Source organism: Chitinophaga sp. 9-1-y, assembly GCF_059511905.2.
This window is the reverse complement of record NZ_CM197955.1, coordinates 6,274,237-6,290,252: the sequence shown is the minus strand read 5'-3', so window position 1 is coordinate 6,290,252 and position 16,016 is coordinate 6,274,237. Positions and strand designations below refer to the sequence as shown.

28 protein-coding genes are annotated in these 16,016 nt (G+C 42.6%); all 28 read left to right on the top strand.

Going from position 1 to position 16,016, the window contains the following annotated elements:
* The first annotated feature begins 90 nt into the window (after window positions 1-90).
* Window positions 91-708: a 50S ribosomal protein L3 gene (gene rplC / locus AC5ZC7_RS24920; protein ID WP_496158350.1), complete on the top strand. Its 618-nt coding sequence runs from the start codon at window positions 91-93 to the stop codon at window positions 706-708.
* 1 nt (window position 709) lies between these two features.
* A complete protein-coding gene (rplD, locus tag AC5ZC7_RS24915; protein ID WP_496158351.1) occupies window positions 710-1,348 on the top strand; it encodes a 50S ribosomal protein L4 in 639 nt (212 codons plus the stop codon).
* Between the two features lie 66 nt (window positions 1,349-1,414).
* Window positions 1,415-1,714 (top strand): 50S ribosomal protein L23, encoded by a 300-nt coding sequence (gene rplW, locus AC5ZC7_RS24910; RefSeq protein ID WP_291917710.1) that lies wholly within the window; start codon window positions 1,415-1,417, stop codon window positions 1,712-1,714.
* A gap of 84 nt (window positions 1,715-1,798) precedes the next feature.
* A complete protein-coding gene (gene rplB / locus AC5ZC7_RS24905) occupies window positions 1,799-2,632 on the top strand; it encodes a 50S ribosomal protein L2 (protein WP_496158352.1) in 834 nt (277 codons plus the stop codon).
* 68 nt (window positions 2,633-2,700) lie between these two features.
* A complete protein-coding gene (rpsS, locus tag AC5ZC7_RS24900; protein ID WP_079470771.1) occupies window positions 2,701-2,967 on the top strand; it encodes a 30S ribosomal protein S19 in 267 nt (88 codons plus the stop codon).
* Between the two features lie 97 nt (window positions 2,968-3,064).
* Entirely contained in the window at window positions 3,065-3,412 is a 348-nt protein-coding gene (gene rplV, locus AC5ZC7_RS24895) for a 50S ribosomal protein L22 (RefSeq protein ID WP_106527845.1), read from the top strand.
* Between the two features lie 64 nt (window positions 3,413-3,476).
* Window positions 3,477-4,268, top strand: a complete 792-nt coding sequence (rpsC, locus tag AC5ZC7_RS24890; RefSeq protein WP_366838294.1) for a 30S ribosomal protein S3 — start codon at window positions 3,477-3,479, stop codon at window positions 4,266-4,268.
* Between the two features lie 88 nt (window positions 4,269-4,356).
* Window positions 4,357-4,743: a 50S ribosomal protein L16 gene (gene rplP, locus AC5ZC7_RS24885; RefSeq protein WP_511911276.1), complete on the top strand. Its 387-nt coding sequence runs from the start codon at window positions 4,357-4,359 to the stop codon at window positions 4,741-4,743.
* A 69-nt stretch (window positions 4,744-4,812) separates the two neighbouring features.
* Window positions 4,813-5,013 (top strand): 50S ribosomal protein L29, encoded by a 201-nt coding sequence (rpmC, locus tag AC5ZC7_RS24880; RefSeq protein WP_496158353.1) that lies wholly within the window; start codon window positions 4,813-4,815, stop codon window positions 5,011-5,013.
* Between the two features lie 88 nt (window positions 5,014-5,101).
* Entirely contained in the window at window positions 5,102-5,362 is a 261-nt protein-coding gene (gene rpsQ / locus AC5ZC7_RS24875) for a 30S ribosomal protein S17 (protein ID WP_079470766.1), read from the top strand.
* A 75-nt stretch (window positions 5,363-5,437) separates the two neighbouring features.
* Window positions 5,438-5,806, top strand: a complete 369-nt coding sequence (gene rplN, locus AC5ZC7_RS24870) for a 50S ribosomal protein L14 (protein WP_079470765.1) — start codon at window positions 5,438-5,440, stop codon at window positions 5,804-5,806.
* 159 nt (window positions 5,807-5,965) lie between these two features.
* Window positions 5,966-6,304 carry a 50S ribosomal protein L24 gene (gene rplX / locus AC5ZC7_RS24865; RefSeq protein WP_291917691.1) on the top strand — a complete coding sequence of 113 codons (339 nt, stop codon included), beginning with the start codon at window positions 5,966-5,968 and terminating at the stop codon, window positions 6,302-6,304.
* Between the two features lie 65 nt (window positions 6,305-6,369).
* A complete protein-coding gene (gene rplE / locus AC5ZC7_RS24860) occupies window positions 6,370-6,879 on the top strand; it encodes a 50S ribosomal protein L5 (RefSeq protein ID WP_511911275.1) in 510 nt (169 codons plus the stop codon).
* A 20-nt stretch (window positions 6,880-6,899) separates the two neighbouring features.
* Window positions 6,900-7,169, top strand: coding sequence for a 30S ribosomal protein S14 (gene rpsN, locus AC5ZC7_RS24855; protein WP_142685981.1), 270 nt, complete (start codon window positions 6,900-6,902; stop codon window positions 7,167-7,169).
* A gap of 137 nt (window positions 7,170-7,306) precedes the next feature.
* Complete coding sequence (gene rpsH, locus AC5ZC7_RS24850; RefSeq protein WP_477075779.1) at window positions 7,307-7,705, top strand: 30S ribosomal protein S8; 399 nt, start codon at window positions 7,307-7,309, stop codon at window positions 7,703-7,705.
* A 127-nt stretch (window positions 7,706-7,832) separates the two neighbouring features.
* Window positions 7,833-8,387, top strand: coding sequence for a 50S ribosomal protein L6 (gene rplF, locus AC5ZC7_RS24845; RefSeq protein WP_496158355.1), 555 nt, complete (start codon window positions 7,833-7,835; stop codon window positions 8,385-8,387).
* A gap of 90 nt (window positions 8,388-8,477) precedes the next feature.
* Window positions 8,478-8,831: a 50S ribosomal protein L18 gene (gene rplR, locus AC5ZC7_RS24840; protein WP_496158356.1), complete on the top strand. Its 354-nt coding sequence runs from the start codon at window positions 8,478-8,480 to the stop codon at window positions 8,829-8,831.
* 51 nt (window positions 8,832-8,882) lie between these two features.
* Window positions 8,883-9,401, top strand: coding sequence for a 30S ribosomal protein S5 (gene rpsE, locus AC5ZC7_RS24835; RefSeq protein ID WP_291917675.1), 519 nt, complete (start codon window positions 8,883-8,885; stop codon window positions 9,399-9,401).
* Window positions 9,402-9,509: 108 nt separating this feature from the next.
* Window positions 9,510-9,695 carry a 50S ribosomal protein L30 gene (gene rpmD / locus AC5ZC7_RS24830; RefSeq protein WP_291917673.1) on the top strand — a complete coding sequence of 62 codons (186 nt, stop codon included), beginning with the start codon at window positions 9,510-9,512 and terminating at the stop codon, window positions 9,693-9,695.
* A 118-nt stretch (window positions 9,696-9,813) separates the two neighbouring features.
* Window positions 9,814-10,260 (top strand): 50S ribosomal protein L15, encoded by a 447-nt coding sequence (gene rplO / locus AC5ZC7_RS24825; protein ID WP_496158357.1) that lies wholly within the window; start codon window positions 9,814-9,816, stop codon window positions 10,258-10,260.
* 78 nt (window positions 10,261-10,338) lie between these two features.
* Window positions 10,339-11,682: a preprotein translocase subunit SecY gene (gene secY, locus AC5ZC7_RS24820; protein WP_291917667.1), complete on the top strand. Its 1,344-nt coding sequence runs from the start codon at window positions 10,339-10,341 to the stop codon at window positions 11,680-11,682.
* 141 nt (window positions 11,683-11,823) lie between these two features.
* On the top strand, window positions 11,824-12,624 hold the full coding sequence (map, locus tag AC5ZC7_RS24815; protein ID WP_496158358.1) for a type I methionyl aminopeptidase: 801 nt from the start codon (window positions 11,824-11,826) through the stop codon (window positions 12,622-12,624).
* Between the two features lie 148 nt (window positions 12,625-12,772).
* The gene (gene infA, locus AC5ZC7_RS24810) at window positions 12,773-12,991 is read left to right on the top strand and encodes a translation initiation factor IF-1 (RefSeq protein ID WP_012789309.1); all 219 of its coding nucleotides are present in this window, start codon (window positions 12,773-12,775) and stop codon (window positions 12,989-12,991) included.
* A 69-nt stretch (window positions 12,992-13,060) separates the two neighbouring features.
* Complete coding sequence (gene rpmJ, locus AC5ZC7_RS24805) at window positions 13,061-13,177, top strand: 50S ribosomal protein L36 (protein WP_073083232.1); 117 nt, start codon at window positions 13,061-13,063, stop codon at window positions 13,175-13,177.
* Between the two features lie 59 nt (window positions 13,178-13,236).
* Window positions 13,237-13,617, top strand: coding sequence for a 30S ribosomal protein S13 (gene rpsM, locus AC5ZC7_RS24800; protein WP_291917660.1), 381 nt, complete (start codon window positions 13,237-13,239; stop codon window positions 13,615-13,617).
* 108 nt (window positions 13,618-13,725) lie between these two features.
* On the top strand, window positions 13,726-14,127 hold the full coding sequence (gene rpsK, locus AC5ZC7_RS24795; protein WP_168741537.1) for a 30S ribosomal protein S11: 402 nt from the start codon (window positions 13,726-13,728) through the stop codon (window positions 14,125-14,127).
* Between the two features lie 155 nt (window positions 14,128-14,282).
* The gene (gene rpsD / locus AC5ZC7_RS24790; RefSeq protein ID WP_496158359.1) at window positions 14,283-14,888 is read left to right on the top strand and encodes a 30S ribosomal protein S4; all 606 of its coding nucleotides are present in this window, start codon (window positions 14,283-14,285) and stop codon (window positions 14,886-14,888) included.
* 69 nt (window positions 14,889-14,957) lie between these two features.
* Complete coding sequence (locus tag AC5ZC7_RS24785) at window positions 14,958-15,953, top strand: DNA-directed RNA polymerase subunit alpha (RefSeq protein WP_079470750.1); 996 nt, start codon at window positions 14,958-14,960, stop codon at window positions 15,951-15,953.
* Window positions 15,954-16,016: the final 63 nt, after the last annotated feature.

Sequence of the window (16,016 nt, the reverse complement as noted above, 5' to 3'; positions counted from 1 at the left end):
TTCTGGGCAACCACCCAATAAATGTATTTAAACCGCCCATCCTGGGGATAGCACGAAATCCCCCAGGCGCTGGGTAAAATCATATAAAAAATGAAAGGTATTATTGGCAAAAAGATTGGTATGACCAGTATCTTCGAAGCTAATGGTAAGCAAACTGCTGTTACCATTATCGAAGCGGGTCCCAACGTTGTAACTCAGGTAAAAACCCTGGAAACAGATGGTTACAATGCAATTCAGGTTTCTTTCGGTGAAAAGAAAGAAAAGCACACCACAAAAGCAGAAAGCAGTCACTTCGCGAAAGCAAGCACCTCTCCCAAACGTTTCGTAAAAGAACTCCGCAACCCGGATGTACAGAAAGCCCTCGGTGAATCTATCACCTGCGAAATCTTCGCAGAAGGTGAAACAATTGACGTTGTAGGCACTTCCAAAGGTAAAGGTTTCCAGGGTGTTGTAAAACGCCACGGATTCAGTGGTGTGGGTGAAGCTACCCACGGTCAGCACGATAGAAGCAGAGCTCCTGGTTCTGTTGGTGGATCCTCCTATCCTTCCCGCGTTTTCAAGGGTATGCGTATGGCCGGCCAGACAGGTAATGAAAGAGTGAAAGTGAAAGGTCTGAAGATCGTGAAAATATTCCCTGAAAAGAATTATATCCTGGTAAGTGGTTCCGTTCCCGGCCACATTGGTTCAATCGTTTTAATCCAGAAGTAACATGCAAATCGATATTTTAAATATACAAGGTAAGAAAACCGGAAGGTCTATTGATCTTCCTGAGGAGATCTTTGGTGTTGAGCCTAACAACCACGTAATTTACCTGGCTGTTAAACAATACCTCGCTGCTCAGCGTCAGGGTACCCACAAGGTAAAAACCAGAGCTGAAGTGAAAGGTGCTTCCCGTAAACTGCACAAACAAAAAGGTACTGGTGGTGCCCGTAAAGGTAACATCCGTAACCCATTGTATAAAGGTGGTGGTACCATCTTTGGACCAAAACCGCATGGTTGGGGTTTCAAACTGAACAGAAAAGTGAAAGATCTCGCTAAGATCTCCGCCCTGTCAGTGAAAGCTAAAGAGAACAGCATCATCATCGTTGAAGATCTGCAACTCGAAGCGCCTAAAACTAAGCAATTCGTTGGTTTCCTGAAGAATCTGAACATCAATGTAGCAGGTAGAAAAACTATGTTTATCACGCCTGAATACAATGACAATGTTTATCTGTCTTTGAGAAACATCCCTACTGTAGACGGTACCGTTCTGAGCGACGTAAACACTTACGACATCATGAACAGCAACTATATCGTGTTCACAGAAAGCGCAGCTAAGATCTTCACTGAAGAGCCTGCTGAAGCCTAAGGATCTCAAAACAATTAACAAAACAAGCTAAGAGCTGAGAGCTAATAGCTAAAAGCTATAAAGAAAATGAAACTTTCTGACGTTTTAATCAAACCGGTGGTATCCGAAAAGGTTAACAAAGCAACCGAAAAATTCAACCGCTACTACTTCATCGTTGACAAAAAAGCCAACAAACTGGAGATCAAAAAAGCAGTAGAAGAATTTTACGGCGTAACCGTAGCAGATGTAAATACTGCTGTAATGCCAGGTAAAGCTAAATTCCGCTTTACTAAAGCCGGTTTCATCGCAGGTAAAAAACCGTCTTACAAAAAGGCGATCATTACCATTGCAGCTGGTGAAACTATAGATCTGTATGCTAACATGTAGTGCCGTTCCGGCCTGAACAGCCGGGATGTGGATGTATATGCAGATCACTTTTATATTAATTAACATTTAACTTTTTAGGAAGTAATGGCACTGAAGAAGTTCAAACCAATGACGGCCGGTACCCGCTGGAAAATAGGCAACGCTTACGCTGAGCTGACATCGGATACCCCTGAGAAAAGCCTGCTGGAACCAATCAAAAGAACCGGCGGTAGAAATGCGCAAGGAAGAATGTCCATGCGTTACATAGGTGGTGGTCACAAGAAACAATACCGTGTAATTGATTTCAAGCGTGATAAAGAGAATGTACCTGCTACAGTTAAAACGATCGAGTACGATCCTAACCGTAGTGCATTCATCGCACTGGTAAGCTATACAGATGGTGAAAAACGTTACATCATCGCTCCACAGGGCCTGCAAGTTGGCGGTACTGTGATCAGCGGTGCAGACGTAGCACCTGAAGTAGGTAACGCTTTACCATTGAAAAACATGCCACTGGGTACTGTTGTGCACAACATCGAGCTGCAACCTGGTAAAGGTGGTGCGATCGCAAGAAGCGCCGGCGCTTATGCACAGTTATCCAACAAGGAAGAAAAGTATGCCGTACTGAAAATGCCTTCTGGTGAGCTCCGCAAAGTATTAAATACTTGTAAAGCTACTGTAGGTACTGTTTCTAACTCCGACCACGCACTGCAATCCATCGGTAAAGCAGGTGCTAACCGTTGGAGAGGTATCCGCCCCCGCAACCGTGGTGTGGCTATGAACCCTGTGGATCACCCAATGGGTGGTGGTGAAGGTAAATCTTCCGGAGGCCATCCAAGATCAAGAACTGGTAAATATGCGAAAGGTCTGAAAACCAGAAAACCGCATAAGAGTTCTGATAAGCTGATCATTAGCAGAAAAAACGGTAAAAAATTATAATATTTCGGAATTCGGGCTCCGGTAGCAATATCGGATCCCGGGTTTGAAAAATCATAAATCAGTAAGACATGGCTCGTTCCATAAAAAAAGGTCCTTACGTAGACCTGAAATTAGAAACAAAAGTTGAGAAGATGAATACCGGTACCAAGCGTTCTGTTATCAAGACCTGGAGCCGTCGTTCTACTATCACTCCTGATTTCGTTGGTCACACTTTCGCAGTTCACAATGGCAACAAATTTATTCCTGTTTATGTAACAGAATTCATGGTTGGTCATAAACTGGGCGAATTTGCTCCTACACGTAACTTCAGAGGACACGTTAACAAGAAAATGTAAATTATAGTCTGAGGTTTGAGGTTTGAAGTATTGGTTTCAAACCTGCAACATCAAACATCAGGCGTCAGACACTTAATAATAAAAGAAATTAATTACAATGGAAGCAGTAGCTAAGCTGAATAATAATCCTACATCTCCCCGCAAAATGCGTTTGCTGGCAGACTTAATCCGTGGTCTGGATGTAGAAAAGGCTTTGAATATTTTGAAATTCCATCCGAAACACCCAAGCGTACCTTTAGAGAAACTGCTGGTATCTGCTATCGCTAACTGGAAAGTTAAAAACGAAGGTGCTAGGGTAGAAGATGCTAACCTGATCGTAAAAACCGTTTTTGTTGATGGTGGCCGCACACTGAAAAGAATGCGTCCAGCTCCACAAGGAAGGGGTTACCGTATTCGCAAGAGAAGTAACCACGTAACGATTGTAGTGGACGGTAAGGCACAATAATTCGTGCAAATCGGAAACGAGATAGAAACAAAACTATTTAAACTAATAGACAAATAACCAGAACATGGGTCAGAAAACAAATCCTATTGGTAACAGGTTAGGTATCATCAGAGGATGGGACTCTAATTGGTATGGCAGCAAAAAAGATTTTGCTACCAAACTGATCGAAGATAACAAGATCAGAACTTATCTGAATGCCCGTATCAACAAAGGTGGCATCTCAAGAGTTGTGATCGAAAGAACTTTAGGTAAGTTAATCATCACTGTTCATACTTCTAAGCCTGGTATCATCATTGGTAAAGGCGGTAACGAAGTTGATCGCATCAAAGAAGAACTGAAGAAGCTGACAGGTAAAGAAGATGTTCAAATCAACATCCTCGAAATCCGTCGTCCCGAAATGGATGCTAACATCGTTGCTGAAACAATTGCTAAACAAATTGAAAGCCGTATTAACTACAAACGCGCTATCAAAATGGCAATTGCTACTGCTCTGAGAATGGGTGCAGAAGGTATCAAGGTTAAAATCAGTGGCCGTTTAGGTGGTGCTGAAATTGCCCGCTCGGAAGAAATGAAACAAGGCCGTACTCCATTACATACTTTCCGTATGGACATCGATTACGCTTCCCTGTTCGCTTTAACCGTATACGGTAAAATCGGTATCAAAGTATGGATCTGTAAAGGTGAAGTACTGGGTAAACGCGATCTTAACCCGAACGTTTTAACCGGTAAAGAAGGCGATAACCGTGGCACTGGTCATGGTGGTGAAAGAAGAGAACATCACGGTGAACGCAGAGATAACCGCGGTGGTGGCGAAAGAAGAGGCGGTGGAGAAAACCGTGGCGGCGGCCGCAGATAATATCTGGCGGTAGAGCAGACATTAACAATTACTATTAACATTAACAACATAGACGATGTTACAGCCAAAAAGAACGAAACACAGGAAGATGCACAAAGGCCGCATCAAAGGGAACGCTAAAAGAGGCGCTACCCTCTCCTTTGGTACTTTCGGTCTTAAAGCATTAGAACCTAAGTGGATCACAGACAGGCAGATTGAAGCTGCTCGTGTGGCGCTCACCAGACACATGAAACGTGAAGGTAACGTGTGGATCCGCATATTCCCTGACAAACCTATCACTGCTAAGCCTTTGGAAGTGAGGATGGGTAAAGGTAAAGGTGCTCCTGACCATTGGGCAGCAGTAGTAAAACCAGGTAGAATTTTATTTGAAGCAGACGGCGTTTCCTTACAGGTAGCGAAAGAAGCAATGGAACTCGCAGCACAAAAACTGCCCATCAAAGTAAAATTTGTTACCAGCCGCGACTACGTAGCTTAATCACAGGTACACAATAACTAAAAATCCGGTAAAACTGCTCCGGCAGCTAACCGAATCAAACTCAATACAATGGCAAAAGAAAAGCTGGAACTGAAAGGCCTGAGCGAACAAGAACTTAAAGAGAAAATCTCTGCTGAGGAACTCCGCTTGAAAAAAATGACCTTTGGTCACGCAATTACGCCAATCGAAAATCCAATGAGCATCCGCGCCGTAAGACGCGATATCGCTCGGATGAATACCGAACTGCGTAAAAGACAACTGGGCTTCTAAATCTTCAGTCCCGGTAACACCGGGGCTGCTGAATAGCATTAGTATAACAATTTATGACCTCCTCACGGAGGGTTAAATACTTTCAACAATGACGACCGAAAGAAAATTAAGAAAAACCAGGATTGGTGTGGTTGCCAGCAACAAAATGGATAAAACCATCACCGTTAAGGTGGAGCGTAAGGTAAAGCACCCGATCTATGGTAAATTCGTGAAAAAAACTACCAAGTTCATGGCGCACGACGATAAAAACGAGTGCAGCATTGGCGATACCGTGAAAATCGCGGAAACTCGTCCTTTGAGCAAGAACAAGTGCTGGAGACTGGTAGAAGTAATCGCTAAAGTAAAATAATTCATTATTTGTTTCAAGCTGTATCCGGCAATCCCGGGTTCAGCCGCTGACTAAACAATATCAAATCTCATTTCGATGATACAACAAGAATCAAGACTGAGTGTAGCTGACAACAGCGGTGCGAAAGAAGTACTTTGCATCCGCGTGTTAGGTAACTCCGGTCAGGACTACGCTGGCGTAGGCGATAAGATTGTAGTAACCGTTAAGGATGCAATGCCAGGCGGTGGTGTTAAGAAAGGTATGGTTACCAAAGCGGTAATCGTAAGAACTAAGAACAAATTACGTCGTAAAGACGGTTCTTACATCCGTTTCGATGATAACGCAGTAGTACTGCTGAATAACTCAGACGAACCTCGCGGTACCCGTATTTTCGGTCCGGTTGCACGTGAGCTGAGAGACAAGGGTTATATGAAAATTATCTCCCTCGCTCCTGAGGTATTATAAGATATTATCGATGATGGGATTCAGGAAATTTCACAAAAATTTCCTGAATCCCAAAATTCATAAATATTTCTTATCTTTGCAGCCCGTTTGCAAAACGAGAAAAAACATTAATCAAGCGAAACAATTGTTTCGCTTGGCGTTTATAAATAAATCAAAGTAATGAAAACTAGATTTAAGCCTAAATTCAACATTAAGAAGGGCGACCTGGTTGCGGTAATTGCCGGTGATGATAAGGACAGAACCAAAGCACGCAAAGTGCTGGAAGTACAGCCTGACAAAGCCCGCATTCTTGTAGAAGGCGTTAACATTATTACCAAGCACACGAAGCCTACTGCTCAGAATACCAAAGGTGGTATTGTTAAGCAGGAAGCTCCTATTGCTATCTCTAACGTAATGCTGTGGGATGCTAAAACAGGCAAACCAACTAAAATTAACAGAAAGAGAGAAAACGGGAAATTAATTCGTATCGCTAAAAAATCAGGGGAGGAAATTAAATAATGGCAAACGCAAAATATACTCCGAGACTGCAGAAAAAATACCACGAGGAGGTAAAATCTGCTCTGATGAAGAAATTCAACTACAAAAGCGTAATGCAGGTTCCTCGTCTGGTAAAAATTTGCCTGAACCAGGGTATTAACGGTGCAGTAGGTGATAAGAAACTGGTAGACATCGCAGTAGACGAAATGACCCGTATTTCTGGTCAGAAAGCTATCGCTACCATGTCTAAAAAGGATATCTCTAACTTCAAACTGAGAAAGAACATGCCTATCGGTGCACGTGTAACTTTACGCAGCACTAATATGTACGACTTCCTGGATCGTTTGATCGCGGTATCTCTGCCACGTGTACGTGACTTCAAAGGTGTTAACGAAAAAGCTTTTGACGGTCGTGGTAACTACACTATGGGTATCACCGAACAAATCATCTTCCCTGAAATCGATATCGATAAGGTAACTAAAATGTCCGGTATGGATATCACCTTCGTTACCACTGCTACCACTAACGAAGAAGCTTACGAGCTCCTGAAGGAAATGGGTATGCCGTTCAAGGGTATGAAAAAAGATAATCAGTAAATCGAAACGATAATATAATTATGGCAAAAGAATCCGTAAAAGCCAGACAAAGAAAAAGAGAAGCTATGGTAGCTAAATTCGCTGAAAAGCGTGCTGCCCTGAAAGCTGCCGGTGACTACGCTGCACTGGATCAACTTCCAAAAAATGCTTCTCCAGTTCGTCTGAAAAACAGATGCCAACTGACCGGTCGTCCTAAAGGATACATGCGTCACTTCGGTCTCTGCAGGAACATGTTCCGTGACCTGGCTCTGGCAGGTAAAATCCCTGGCGTTAGAAAAGCCAGCTGGTAATTTAAAAGATTGACGCATTTGGTTATTTATTCCATGAACAAATAATCAAATCCGTATATCTCTGAATGTAAGTTATTTGATTCCCATCTTATTACGATTGGATATCGCATTGTAAACATTATCAAACTATTTCAACAATGGTTACTGATCCAATAGCAGACTTCCTGACACGTATCCGGAACGCGCAAATGGCCACCCACAGGATTGTGGAAATTCCGGCTTCCAAGCTGAAAAAACGCATTACAGAAATTCTGTACGATAAAGGTTATATCCTGAAGTACAAATTCGAAGAGGACAACAAACAAGGCGTTATCAAAATCGCTTTGAAATACGATCCAATCTCCAAAGAGCCCGCTATCAAGGAAATACAACGCATTAGCCGTCCAGGTCTGCGTCAGTATGCTAAACCAGAAGAGTTTAGACGTGTGAAGAACGGTTTAGGCGTGGCGATCATCTCTACTTCTAAAGGTGTAATGACCGATAAAGAAGCAAAAGCTCAAAACGTAGGTGGCGAAGTAGTTTGCTACGTATATTAATATATTGATTGATTGGTTGTTGCTCAACCAGTCAATCACTTAAGTTATCTGACAATTAAGCTCTCTATACGGCGCTGAACACGGATAACCGGTACAATAAATATCCAACAACTTTTAAATTAAAGTTATGTCTCGTATAGGTAAAAGTCCTATCAAATTGGCTAGCGGCGTTACAGTTACTGTATCTGCTACCAACGAAGTAACCGTAAAAGGCCCTAAAGGTGAACTGAAAAGGAACATCGACAGGGATATGAAGGTAGAAGTGAAGGACGGCGTATTGACTATCATCCGCCCAACTGAACAAATTCGTCACAAAGCCCTGCACGGTCTGTACCGCGCACTGCTGGCGAACATGGTTACTGGTGTAACTGAAGGCTTCAAAAAACAACTGGAACTGGTGGGTGTGGGTTATAAAGCCGCAAACAATGGTCAGTTGCTCGATCTCGCATTAGGTTATTCTCACAATATCATCTTCGAAATTCCAAAAGAACTGAAGGTAGCTACCCTGACTGAAAAAGGTCAGAACCCTAAGATTATGCTGGAAGGTATCGATAATCAATTACTGGGTCAGGTGGCTGCTAAAATCCGTAGCCTGCGTAAACCAGAGCCTTACAAAGGTAAAGGTGTTCGCTACAGTGATGAAGTGGTACGTAAGAAAGCTGGTAAATCGGCTGGTAAATAAATTTTTTAATTGGCTAATCAGCTTTTTAAGCTGGTTAGCCGATTTTAACAGATATCCCGGCAGCATCGGGGTAATAAAATAAAACTCAAAATGAGCACAAAAGTTAACAGGAGACAGAAAATCCGCTACCGCATCCGTAAGAAAATCTCCGGTACTGCAAAAGCACCAAGATTATCTGTATTTCGTAGCAACAGCGATATCTATGTGCAATTGATAGATGATACCAATGGCACTACCCTGGCTTCAGCTTCTTCCCGTGATAAGGATATCAAAGCCCAGCAAGGAACTAAATCTGAGAAATCTGTACTGGTAGGAAAAGCGCTGGCTGCTAAAGCACTGGCACTGGGTCTGACCAACTGCATTTTCGACAGAAGTGGTTATTTATATCATGGCCGCGTTAAAAGCGTAGCTGACGGAGCAAGAGAAGGCGGTCTTCAGTTTTAATCACGAGGTCCGAATCTTATAATTCTGAACAAGTAATTCTTATAAAATAAAATGGCAAAGAATTCATTCAATAAAGTAAAGGCTGGTGATCTGGAGCTGAAAGAAAAAGTGGTGGCGATCAACCGTGTTACTAAAACCACAAAAGGCGGTCGTACATTTAGTTTCTCCGCACTGGTAGTAGTAGGTAACGAAAACGGTGTTGTTGGTCACGGTCTTGGTAAAGCGAAAGAAGTACAGCAAGCTATCACCAAAGGTATAGACGATGCAAAAAAGAACCTGATCAAGGTTCCTGTAATGCACGGTACCATTCCTCACGATCAGTTTGCTAAAGAAGGCGCTGCCAAAGTATTAATCAAACCAGCTGCTCATGGTACTGGTGTGATCGCGGGAGGTTCTATGCGTGCAGTGCTGGAAAGCGCTGGTGTAACTGACGTATTGGCTAAGTCTTTAGGTTCTGCTAACCCACACAACGTGGTAAAAGCTACCTTCAAAGCACTGGGTCTGCTGCGTGAGCCTATTAGCATCGCTAAAACCAGAGGCGTTGCCCTGAAGAAAGTTTTCAACGGATAATTAATTGCCCGGCTCTCTACGGAGAGCATTGGTACTTTCCTCCGTGGAAATTTTGAAAATAATTCATTAACAATTAAATTACTCCGCCTTAAAAGCGGATAGGGGTTTATGGCAAAGATTAAGATCACTCAAGTGAAAAGTGGTATTGACCGTCCTGAGAGGCAGAAACTGACCTTGAAGGCACTCGGCCTGACTAAGATGCACGCTACTGTTGAAGTAGAAGCAACTCCTCAGATCCTGGGTATGGTCCGTAAAGTGAATCACCTCGTATCGGTAGAAACAGTAAACGCTTAATTAAGTAACACTGCTGTGGGATTGTCTGTTGATAATCTTACCTTTACATTTGTAACTTTACCATTTTTATTTTAGAATAAGCGAGCGGTTAATTTCCGCGCAAGTAAAACAATTAAACATGAATCTGCATTCATTACAGCCTGCACAAGGCGCTGTACATAAAGAAAAACGTCTTGGACGTGGTGAGGCTTCCGGTAAAGGTGGTACCTCTACAAAAGGTAACAAAGGTATCCAGCAACGTGCTGGTTACGCGAGCAAAAGAGGCTTCGAAGGTGGCCAGATGCCGATCCAACGCCGTATGCCTAAACGCGGTTTCATCAATAATAACCGTGAAGAGTACAAAATCTTCAACCTGGGCCAAATCGATCAATTAGTTGAGAAATACGGTCTCCAGGAGTTTAATCTGGAAAACCTGTTCATGAACGGTCTGATTAACAGAACAGCCAAAGTTAAGATCCTCGCTAACGGCGAAATCAAAACCAAGGTTACTGTTAAAGTAAACGCTATCAGCGAAAAAGCTAAACAGGCCATCGAATCAGCAGGTGGATCAGTAGAACTGGTATAAGACTTTACGACTGAGGAGACGCCTACGGAGTAGTGCGTCTTTTCATATTTAATAGCGCTATTAAACCTTTATCTTCCTGTGAAGAAATTTATCGAAACGATTAAGAATATCTGGAGTATTGAGGATCTGCGTAACCGCATCCTGACCACCCTGCTCCTGGTCCTCATCTACCGTGTAGGATCCTATATCGCTTTGCCTGGCATTGATGCAAATGCGCTGACCAACTTTGAGAAAAATTCTAATCAGGGTATCTTAGGTTTGGTGAACATGTTTGCGGGCGGATCGTTTTCAAGGGCCTCCATATTTGCATTGGGTATTATGCCCTACATCTCTGCATCAATTGCTATTCAGTTATTAACGATAGCAGTTCCTTATTTCCAGAAACTGCAGAAAGAAGGTGAAAGCGGCCGCAAAAAGATTAACCAGTATACCCGTTATCTCACAGTAATAGTAACAGGTTTCCAGGCGAGCGCTTACGTAGCTTATCTGCGTAATCAATCCGGTGGCGCTATTATCCCTGAGTATGGCTCCTTTTTCTTCTGGCTCTCTACCACCGTTGTGCTTACAGCAGGTACCCTGTTTGTAATGTGGCTCGGTGAAAAGATCACAGATAAAGGTATTGGTAATGGTACTTCCATCATTATCATGATGGGTATCCTCGCCCGTTTGCCACAGGCACTGGTCGCTGAGTTCTCCAGTAAGGTGGCAGGTGAAGCGGGTGGCCCGATCCTGTTCCTCATTGAAATTGCTATCTTCATCCTGATCACCGTTGGTTTGATCCTCCTGGTACAGGGTACAAGAAAAATACCGGTAAACTACGCAAAACGTATTGTGGGTAACAAACAATACGGTGGCGTACGTCAGTTCATCCCACTGAAAGTGAATGCTGCTGGTGTAATGCCCATCATCTTTGCCCAGGCGATTATGTTTATCCCGGCTACTGCGATAGGCTTTGCTACTTCTTCAGAAAGTGCTTCCGGCTTTATCCGCATCTTTAGTGACCACACTAATGGCTGGTATAACCTGATCTACGCGGTACTGGTGATCGTATTTACCTACTTCTACACCGCGTTGATTTTCAACCCAACCCAAATGGCGGATGAAATGAAACGTAATAACGGTTTCATTCCAGGTATTAAACCTGGTAAAGCTACCGCTGATTACATCGGTGCAGTAATGGATCGTATCACTTTGCCTGGTGCATTCTTCCTGGCATTGGTGGGTATCCTTCCTGGTGTGGCTGCTGCCTTTAAGATCAACAGCAACTTTGCTACCTTCTTCGGTGGTACCTCTCTGCTGATCATGGTGGGCGTTATCCTGGATACACTGCAACAGATTGAAAGCCAGCTCCTCATGCGCCACTACGATGGTCTGATGAGCACCGGCCGAATCAAAGGCAGAACTGCGCCGGCTAATGCATAAGTATTTGAACACGAAAGTGTTATAATAACAATAAAATAGCCACAAAAGCTTCCACGCTTTAGTGGCTATATTATTTTGAATGAAGCAGCTCATCGTAGGTATCTGATACAAACGGTGCGGCTAACAGAAACAAGGATTGTTATGATTCACTATAAGACGAAGGAAGAGATAGAGTTGATGCGCAAAAGTGCTTTGCTCCTGAGTGCTGCACTGGCAGAAGTAGCCAGAAACCTGAAACCAGGGATGAGCACGCTGGAAGTAGATGCTATTGCTGATAAGTTTATCGTGGAAAATGGCGCAACTCCTTCTTTCAAAAATTACAAAGGATTTCCCAATGCCTGCTGCATTTCTGTGAATGAAGAAGTAGTGCATGGTATTCCCAATGCTTACGTACTGAAAGATGGAGATATTCTGACAGTAGATGTGGGGGTTTATATGAATGGTTACCATTCTGATAGCGCCTATACATTTGCTATTGGTAATGTTCCTGAGAATGTGCTTCGCCTGATGACGGCTACCAAAGCTGCCCTTTACAAAGGCATTGAAAAAGCAATTGTAGGGAACAGGGTAGGAGATATTTCTTACGCGATACAGGAGTATACTGAAAAAGAACGTGGTTATGGTGTAGTAAGGGAACTGGTAGGACACGGTCTTGGCCGTAACCTGCACGAAGACCCACAGGTACCTAACTATGGCAAAAGAGGAAGCGGGCCAGTCATGAAAGAAGGCCTGGTGATTGCCATTGAGCCCATGATCAATCTCCGCTCCAAAGACGTAGAATACCTGGAAGATGGCTGGACAGTAGCTACCCGTGATGGTAGTCCTTCCGTGCATTTTGAACATACCGTAGCTGTTGGCAAGGGCAAGGCAGATGTGTTGTCTACCTATGTGGATATAGAAAGAGAGGAGAAGAACAATCCCGCATTGAACTCAAATTATTGATTTCTGCATTCGGAATTGTCTAAAATAAGCGCGTTTTAACGATTAATCAGACAGGTTTTAATACAAAAACTGGCAATAATAATAATAATCACGGTAAATTTTTCTATTTCAAAAGATAAATGCTATCTTTGCAGTCCTAAAAATTTTTATGGCAAAACAGGCACTCATTAAACAGGATGGAATTATATTAGAAGCCTTGTCGAACGCTATGTTCCGTGTAAAGTTGGAAAATGGGCATGAGATCCTGGCCACCATTTCTGGAAAAATGAGAATGCACTACATCCGCATTCTGCCAGGAGATAAGGTTGGCGTAGAGATGAGCCCATACGATTTGTCAAGAGGCCGTATAATATTCAGGTACAAATAAGCCGGAACGGGTTGAGGTGATTGGGAGTATAATTTAATAAATATCATAACCTTTTATAAAGTATTAATCATGAAGGTAAGAGCTGCAATCAAAAAAAGAAGTGCGGATTGTAAAATAGTTCGTAGAAAAGGAGTTTTGTTGGTAATCAACAAAAAGAATCCTCGTTTTAAACAACGCCAGGGTTAATCGGTTCCCCTAACGGAATTTGATTTTTTAATCAGAATCATAAAATCTAAAATAGAAATATGGCACGTATAGCCGGTATAGATCTTCCTAAAAATAAAAGAGGAGAAATTGGCCTCACCTATATCTTTGGTATAGGCCGTTCTACCGCCCAATATATCCTGAACAAGGCGGAAATTGATTTCAATAAAAAAGTGCGGGAATGGAATGACGATGAACAAGCTGCCATCCGTAACATTATCAACGGTGAGTTTAAGGTAGAGGGTCAATTGCGTTCTGAAGTACAAATGAATATCAAGCGCTTGCTGGATATCGCTTGCTACCGCGGTCTGCGTCACAGGAAAGGCTTACCGGTAAGAGGTCAGCGTACACGTACTAACAGCCGTACCCGTAAAGGTAAGCGTAAGACAGTGGCTGGTAAGAAAAAAGCAACTAAGAAATAATAAATAAAATCCCAGGTTGAAATCCCAATTCCGAATCAGAGGGGTTTCAATGACCGTGAGTCGTGTAAATTTGGGATCTGGAATTTCATATTTGGAATTTAAATCATTATGGCAAAAGCAAATAATACAAAAACTGCTGCTAGTAAAAAGAGGGTAGTAAAAGTAGATAACTACGGAGATGTTCATATCTCTGCTAGCTTTAACAACATCATTGTTAGCATCACCAACAAACATGGTCAGGTTATTTCCTGGTCTTCTGCTGGTAAAATGGGCTTCAGAGGTTCTAAAAAGAACACTCCATATGCAGCTCAGCTGGCTGCACAGGATGCTGCTAAAGTTGCTATGGACTCAGGTCTGAAAAGAGCAGATGTTTTTGTGAAAGGCCCAGGAGCTGGTCGTGAAAGCGCTATCCGTGCAATCGCCAACTCTGGAATCGAAGTGAACATGATTAAAGACGTTACGCCTTTACCTCACAACGGTTGCCGTCCTCCTAAGAAGAGAAGAGTATAGTAATATATATTTACAATATCCAGATACCAAATTTCAATCGAAGTTTGGTTTCTGGACATTGTAATTTATTATTAATAAATGGGTGTATGATCAGGTTTTCAGATTTTTTGAAGAGCATACATCATTAACTAAAAAATCTAAAGTATATTTAAAACATGGCAAGGTACACAGGACCAAAGACCAAAATTTCCAGAATTTTTGGTGAACCCATTCTCGGTAATGGTAAGTATTTAAGTAAGAACAGCAACCCTCCGGGCCAGCATGGTGCTAATCGTAAACGCAAACAATTAGGCGAATACGCACTGCAGCTGAGAGAAAAACAAAAAGCAAAGTACACTTACGGTTTGCTGGAGCGTCAGTTCCGTAACCTGTTTGACGAAGCTACCCGTAGAAAAGGTGTTGCCGGTGAAGTATTGATCAAATTACTCGAAGCCCGTCTGGATAACACTGTTTTCCGTCTGGGTATCGCTCCTTCCCGTCCTGCTGCACGTCAGCTGGTTTCTCACAAACACGTTACTGTTAACGGTCACGTGGTAAACACTCCTTCTTTCCAACTGAAACCAGGAGATGTTATCAGCCTGAAAAATAAAACTGCAAACAATTCTGCACTGACCAGCGTTATCCGTGGAAAAAATCCTAAGTTCAGCTGGTTGGATTGGAATGAGAAAGAAATGAAAGGTGTATTCATTGCTTATCCTGAGAGAGAGAGCGTTCCTGAAAATATCAAGGAACAACTGATCGTAGAATTGTACTCTAAGTAATAAATAATTAGTCCATGGCCCACAGGTCATGGACTAACCTCATATTTAACAAATAAATCTATCACATCAATGGCAATTTTAAATTTCCAGAAACCTGATAAGATCGTATTGCAGAAGTCTACCGACTTTGAAGCTCAATTCGAATTCCGTCCATTAGAACCAGGTTATGCTGTGACAGTCGGTAATGCGTTACGTCGCGTACTGTTGTCTTCTTTGGAGGGCTATGCCATTGTGGGTATTAAAATTGAAGGAGCAGATCACGAGTTCGCTACACTGAAGGGTGTTACTGAAGACGTTACTGAGATCATTTTGAACCTGAAACAAGTACGTTTCAAAAGAATCTCTGAAAGTGATGTAACGAACGAAAAGATTACGCTGTCTATCAAGGGTAAAACAGAATTTCGCGCAGACATGATCGAAAAAGCCACCAGCGCTTTCCAAATCATGAACCCTGAGCTGTTAATCTGCACCCTGGACCCTTCTGCCAAGCTGGATATCGAACTGACTATCGGTAAAGGCCGTGGTTATGTTCCAGCTGAGGAAAATAAACCCAAAGATGCTGTATTTGGCTACATCGCAATCGACTCTATCTTTACGCCCATCAAAAACGTAAAGTATAGCATAGAAAATACCCGTGTGGAACAAAAAACGGACTATGAGAAACTCGTAATGGAGGTGATCACAGACGGTACTATCCATCCGGAAGAAGCAGTGAAGCAAGCTTCCCGCATCCTGATTCAGCACCTGATGATCATTACTGATGAAAACATCAGCTTTGATACTAAAGACACTGAAAAAGAAGATGTAGTGGATGAACAAACACTGCAACTGCGTAAGATACTGAAAACACCACTCGAAGATCTCGATCTGAGCGTACGTGCTTTCAACTGTCTGAAAGCAGCTAAAATCAATTCCCTCAGCGAACTGGTACAATACGAACAGGAAGAACTGATGAAGTTCAGAAACTTCGGCCAGAAATCACTCAGCGAAATTGAACAGGTATTAGGCGAAAGAGGTCTCCACTTCGGTATGGATCTGTCTAAACTGAAATTAGAAGAAGAATAGTTAAAGAAGCTTTTAGCCTTTAGTCTTTCGCCATCCGGCAGGGATTAAAGGCTAAAAATTTTA

What these genes read in the sequence shown, in the direction of transcription:
- rplC (WP_496158350.1), top strand. Translation starts at nt 91, where the DNA reads ATGAAAGGTATTATTGGCAAAAAGATTGGTATGACCAGTATCTTCGAA.
- rplD (WP_496158351.1), top strand. Translation starts at nt 710, where the DNA reads ATGCAAATCGATATTTTAAATATACAAGGTAAGAAAACCGGAAGGTCT.
- rplW (WP_291917710.1), top strand. Translation starts at nt 1,415, where the DNA reads ATGAAACTTTCTGACGTTTTAATCAAACCGGTGGTATCCGAAAAGGTT.
- rplB (WP_496158352.1), top strand. Translation starts at nt 1,799, where the DNA reads ATGGCACTGAAGAAGTTCAAACCAATGACGGCCGGTACCCGCTGGAAA.
- rpsS (WP_079470771.1), top strand. Translation starts at nt 2,701, where the DNA reads ATGGCTCGTTCCATAAAAAAAGGTCCTTACGTAGACCTGAAATTAGAA.
- rplV (WP_106527845.1), top strand. Translation starts at nt 3,065, where the DNA reads ATGGAAGCAGTAGCTAAGCTGAATAATAATCCTACATCTCCCCGCAAA.
- rpsC (WP_366838294.1), top strand. Translation starts at nt 3,477, where the DNA reads ATGGGTCAGAAAACAAATCCTATTGGTAACAGGTTAGGTATCATCAGA.
- rplP (WP_511911276.1), top strand. Translation starts at nt 4,357, where the DNA reads ATGCACAAAGGCCGCATCAAAGGGAACGCTAAAAGAGGCGCTACCCTC.
- rpmC (WP_496158353.1), top strand. Translation starts at nt 4,813, where the DNA reads ATGGCAAAAGAAAAGCTGGAACTGAAAGGCCTGAGCGAACAAGAACTT.
- rpsQ (WP_079470766.1), top strand. Translation starts at nt 5,102, where the DNA reads ATGACGACCGAAAGAAAATTAAGAAAAACCAGGATTGGTGTGGTTGCC.
- rplN (WP_079470765.1), top strand. Translation starts at nt 5,438, where the DNA reads ATGATACAACAAGAATCAAGACTGAGTGTAGCTGACAACAGCGGTGCG.
- rplX (WP_291917691.1), top strand. Translation starts at nt 5,966, where the DNA reads ATGAAAACTAGATTTAAGCCTAAATTCAACATTAAGAAGGGCGACCTG.
- rplE (WP_511911275.1), top strand. Translation starts at nt 6,370, where the DNA reads ATGAAGAAATTCAACTACAAAAGCGTAATGCAGGTTCCTCGTCTGGTA.
- rpsN (WP_142685981.1), top strand. Translation starts at nt 6,900, where the DNA reads ATGGCAAAAGAATCCGTAAAAGCCAGACAAAGAAAAAGAGAAGCTATG.
- rpsH (WP_477075779.1), top strand. Translation starts at nt 7,307, where the DNA reads ATGGTTACTGATCCAATAGCAGACTTCCTGACACGTATCCGGAACGCG.
- rplF (WP_496158355.1), top strand. Translation starts at nt 7,833, where the DNA reads ATGTCTCGTATAGGTAAAAGTCCTATCAAATTGGCTAGCGGCGTTACA.
- rplR (WP_496158356.1), top strand. Translation starts at nt 8,478, where the DNA reads ATGAGCACAAAAGTTAACAGGAGACAGAAAATCCGCTACCGCATCCGT.
- rpsE (WP_291917675.1), top strand. Translation starts at nt 8,883, where the DNA reads ATGGCAAAGAATTCATTCAATAAAGTAAAGGCTGGTGATCTGGAGCTG.
- rpmD (WP_291917673.1), top strand. Translation starts at nt 9,510, where the DNA reads ATGGCAAAGATTAAGATCACTCAAGTGAAAAGTGGTATTGACCGTCCT.
- rplO (WP_496158357.1), top strand. Translation starts at nt 9,814, where the DNA reads ATGAATCTGCATTCATTACAGCCTGCACAAGGCGCTGTACATAAAGAA.
- map (WP_496158358.1), top strand. Translation starts at nt 11,824, where the DNA reads ATGATTCACTATAAGACGAAGGAAGAGATAGAGTTGATGCGCAAAAGT.
- infA (WP_012789309.1), top strand. Translation starts at nt 12,773, where the DNA reads ATGGCAAAACAGGCACTCATTAAACAGGATGGAATTATATTAGAAGCC.
- rpmJ (WP_073083232.1), top strand. Translation starts at nt 13,061, where the DNA reads ATGAAGGTAAGAGCTGCAATCAAAAAAAGAAGTGCGGATTGTAAAATA.
- rpsM (WP_291917660.1), top strand. Translation starts at nt 13,237, where the DNA reads ATGGCACGTATAGCCGGTATAGATCTTCCTAAAAATAAAAGAGGAGAA.
- rpsK (WP_168741537.1), top strand. Translation starts at nt 13,726, where the DNA reads ATGGCAAAAGCAAATAATACAAAAACTGCTGCTAGTAAAAAGAGGGTA.
- rpsD (WP_496158359.1), top strand. Translation starts at nt 14,283, where the DNA reads ATGGCAAGGTACACAGGACCAAAGACCAAAATTTCCAGAATTTTTGGT.
- AC5ZC7_RS24785 (WP_079470750.1), top strand. Translation starts at nt 14,958, where the DNA reads ATGGCAATTTTAAATTTCCAGAAACCTGATAAGATCGTATTGCAGAAG.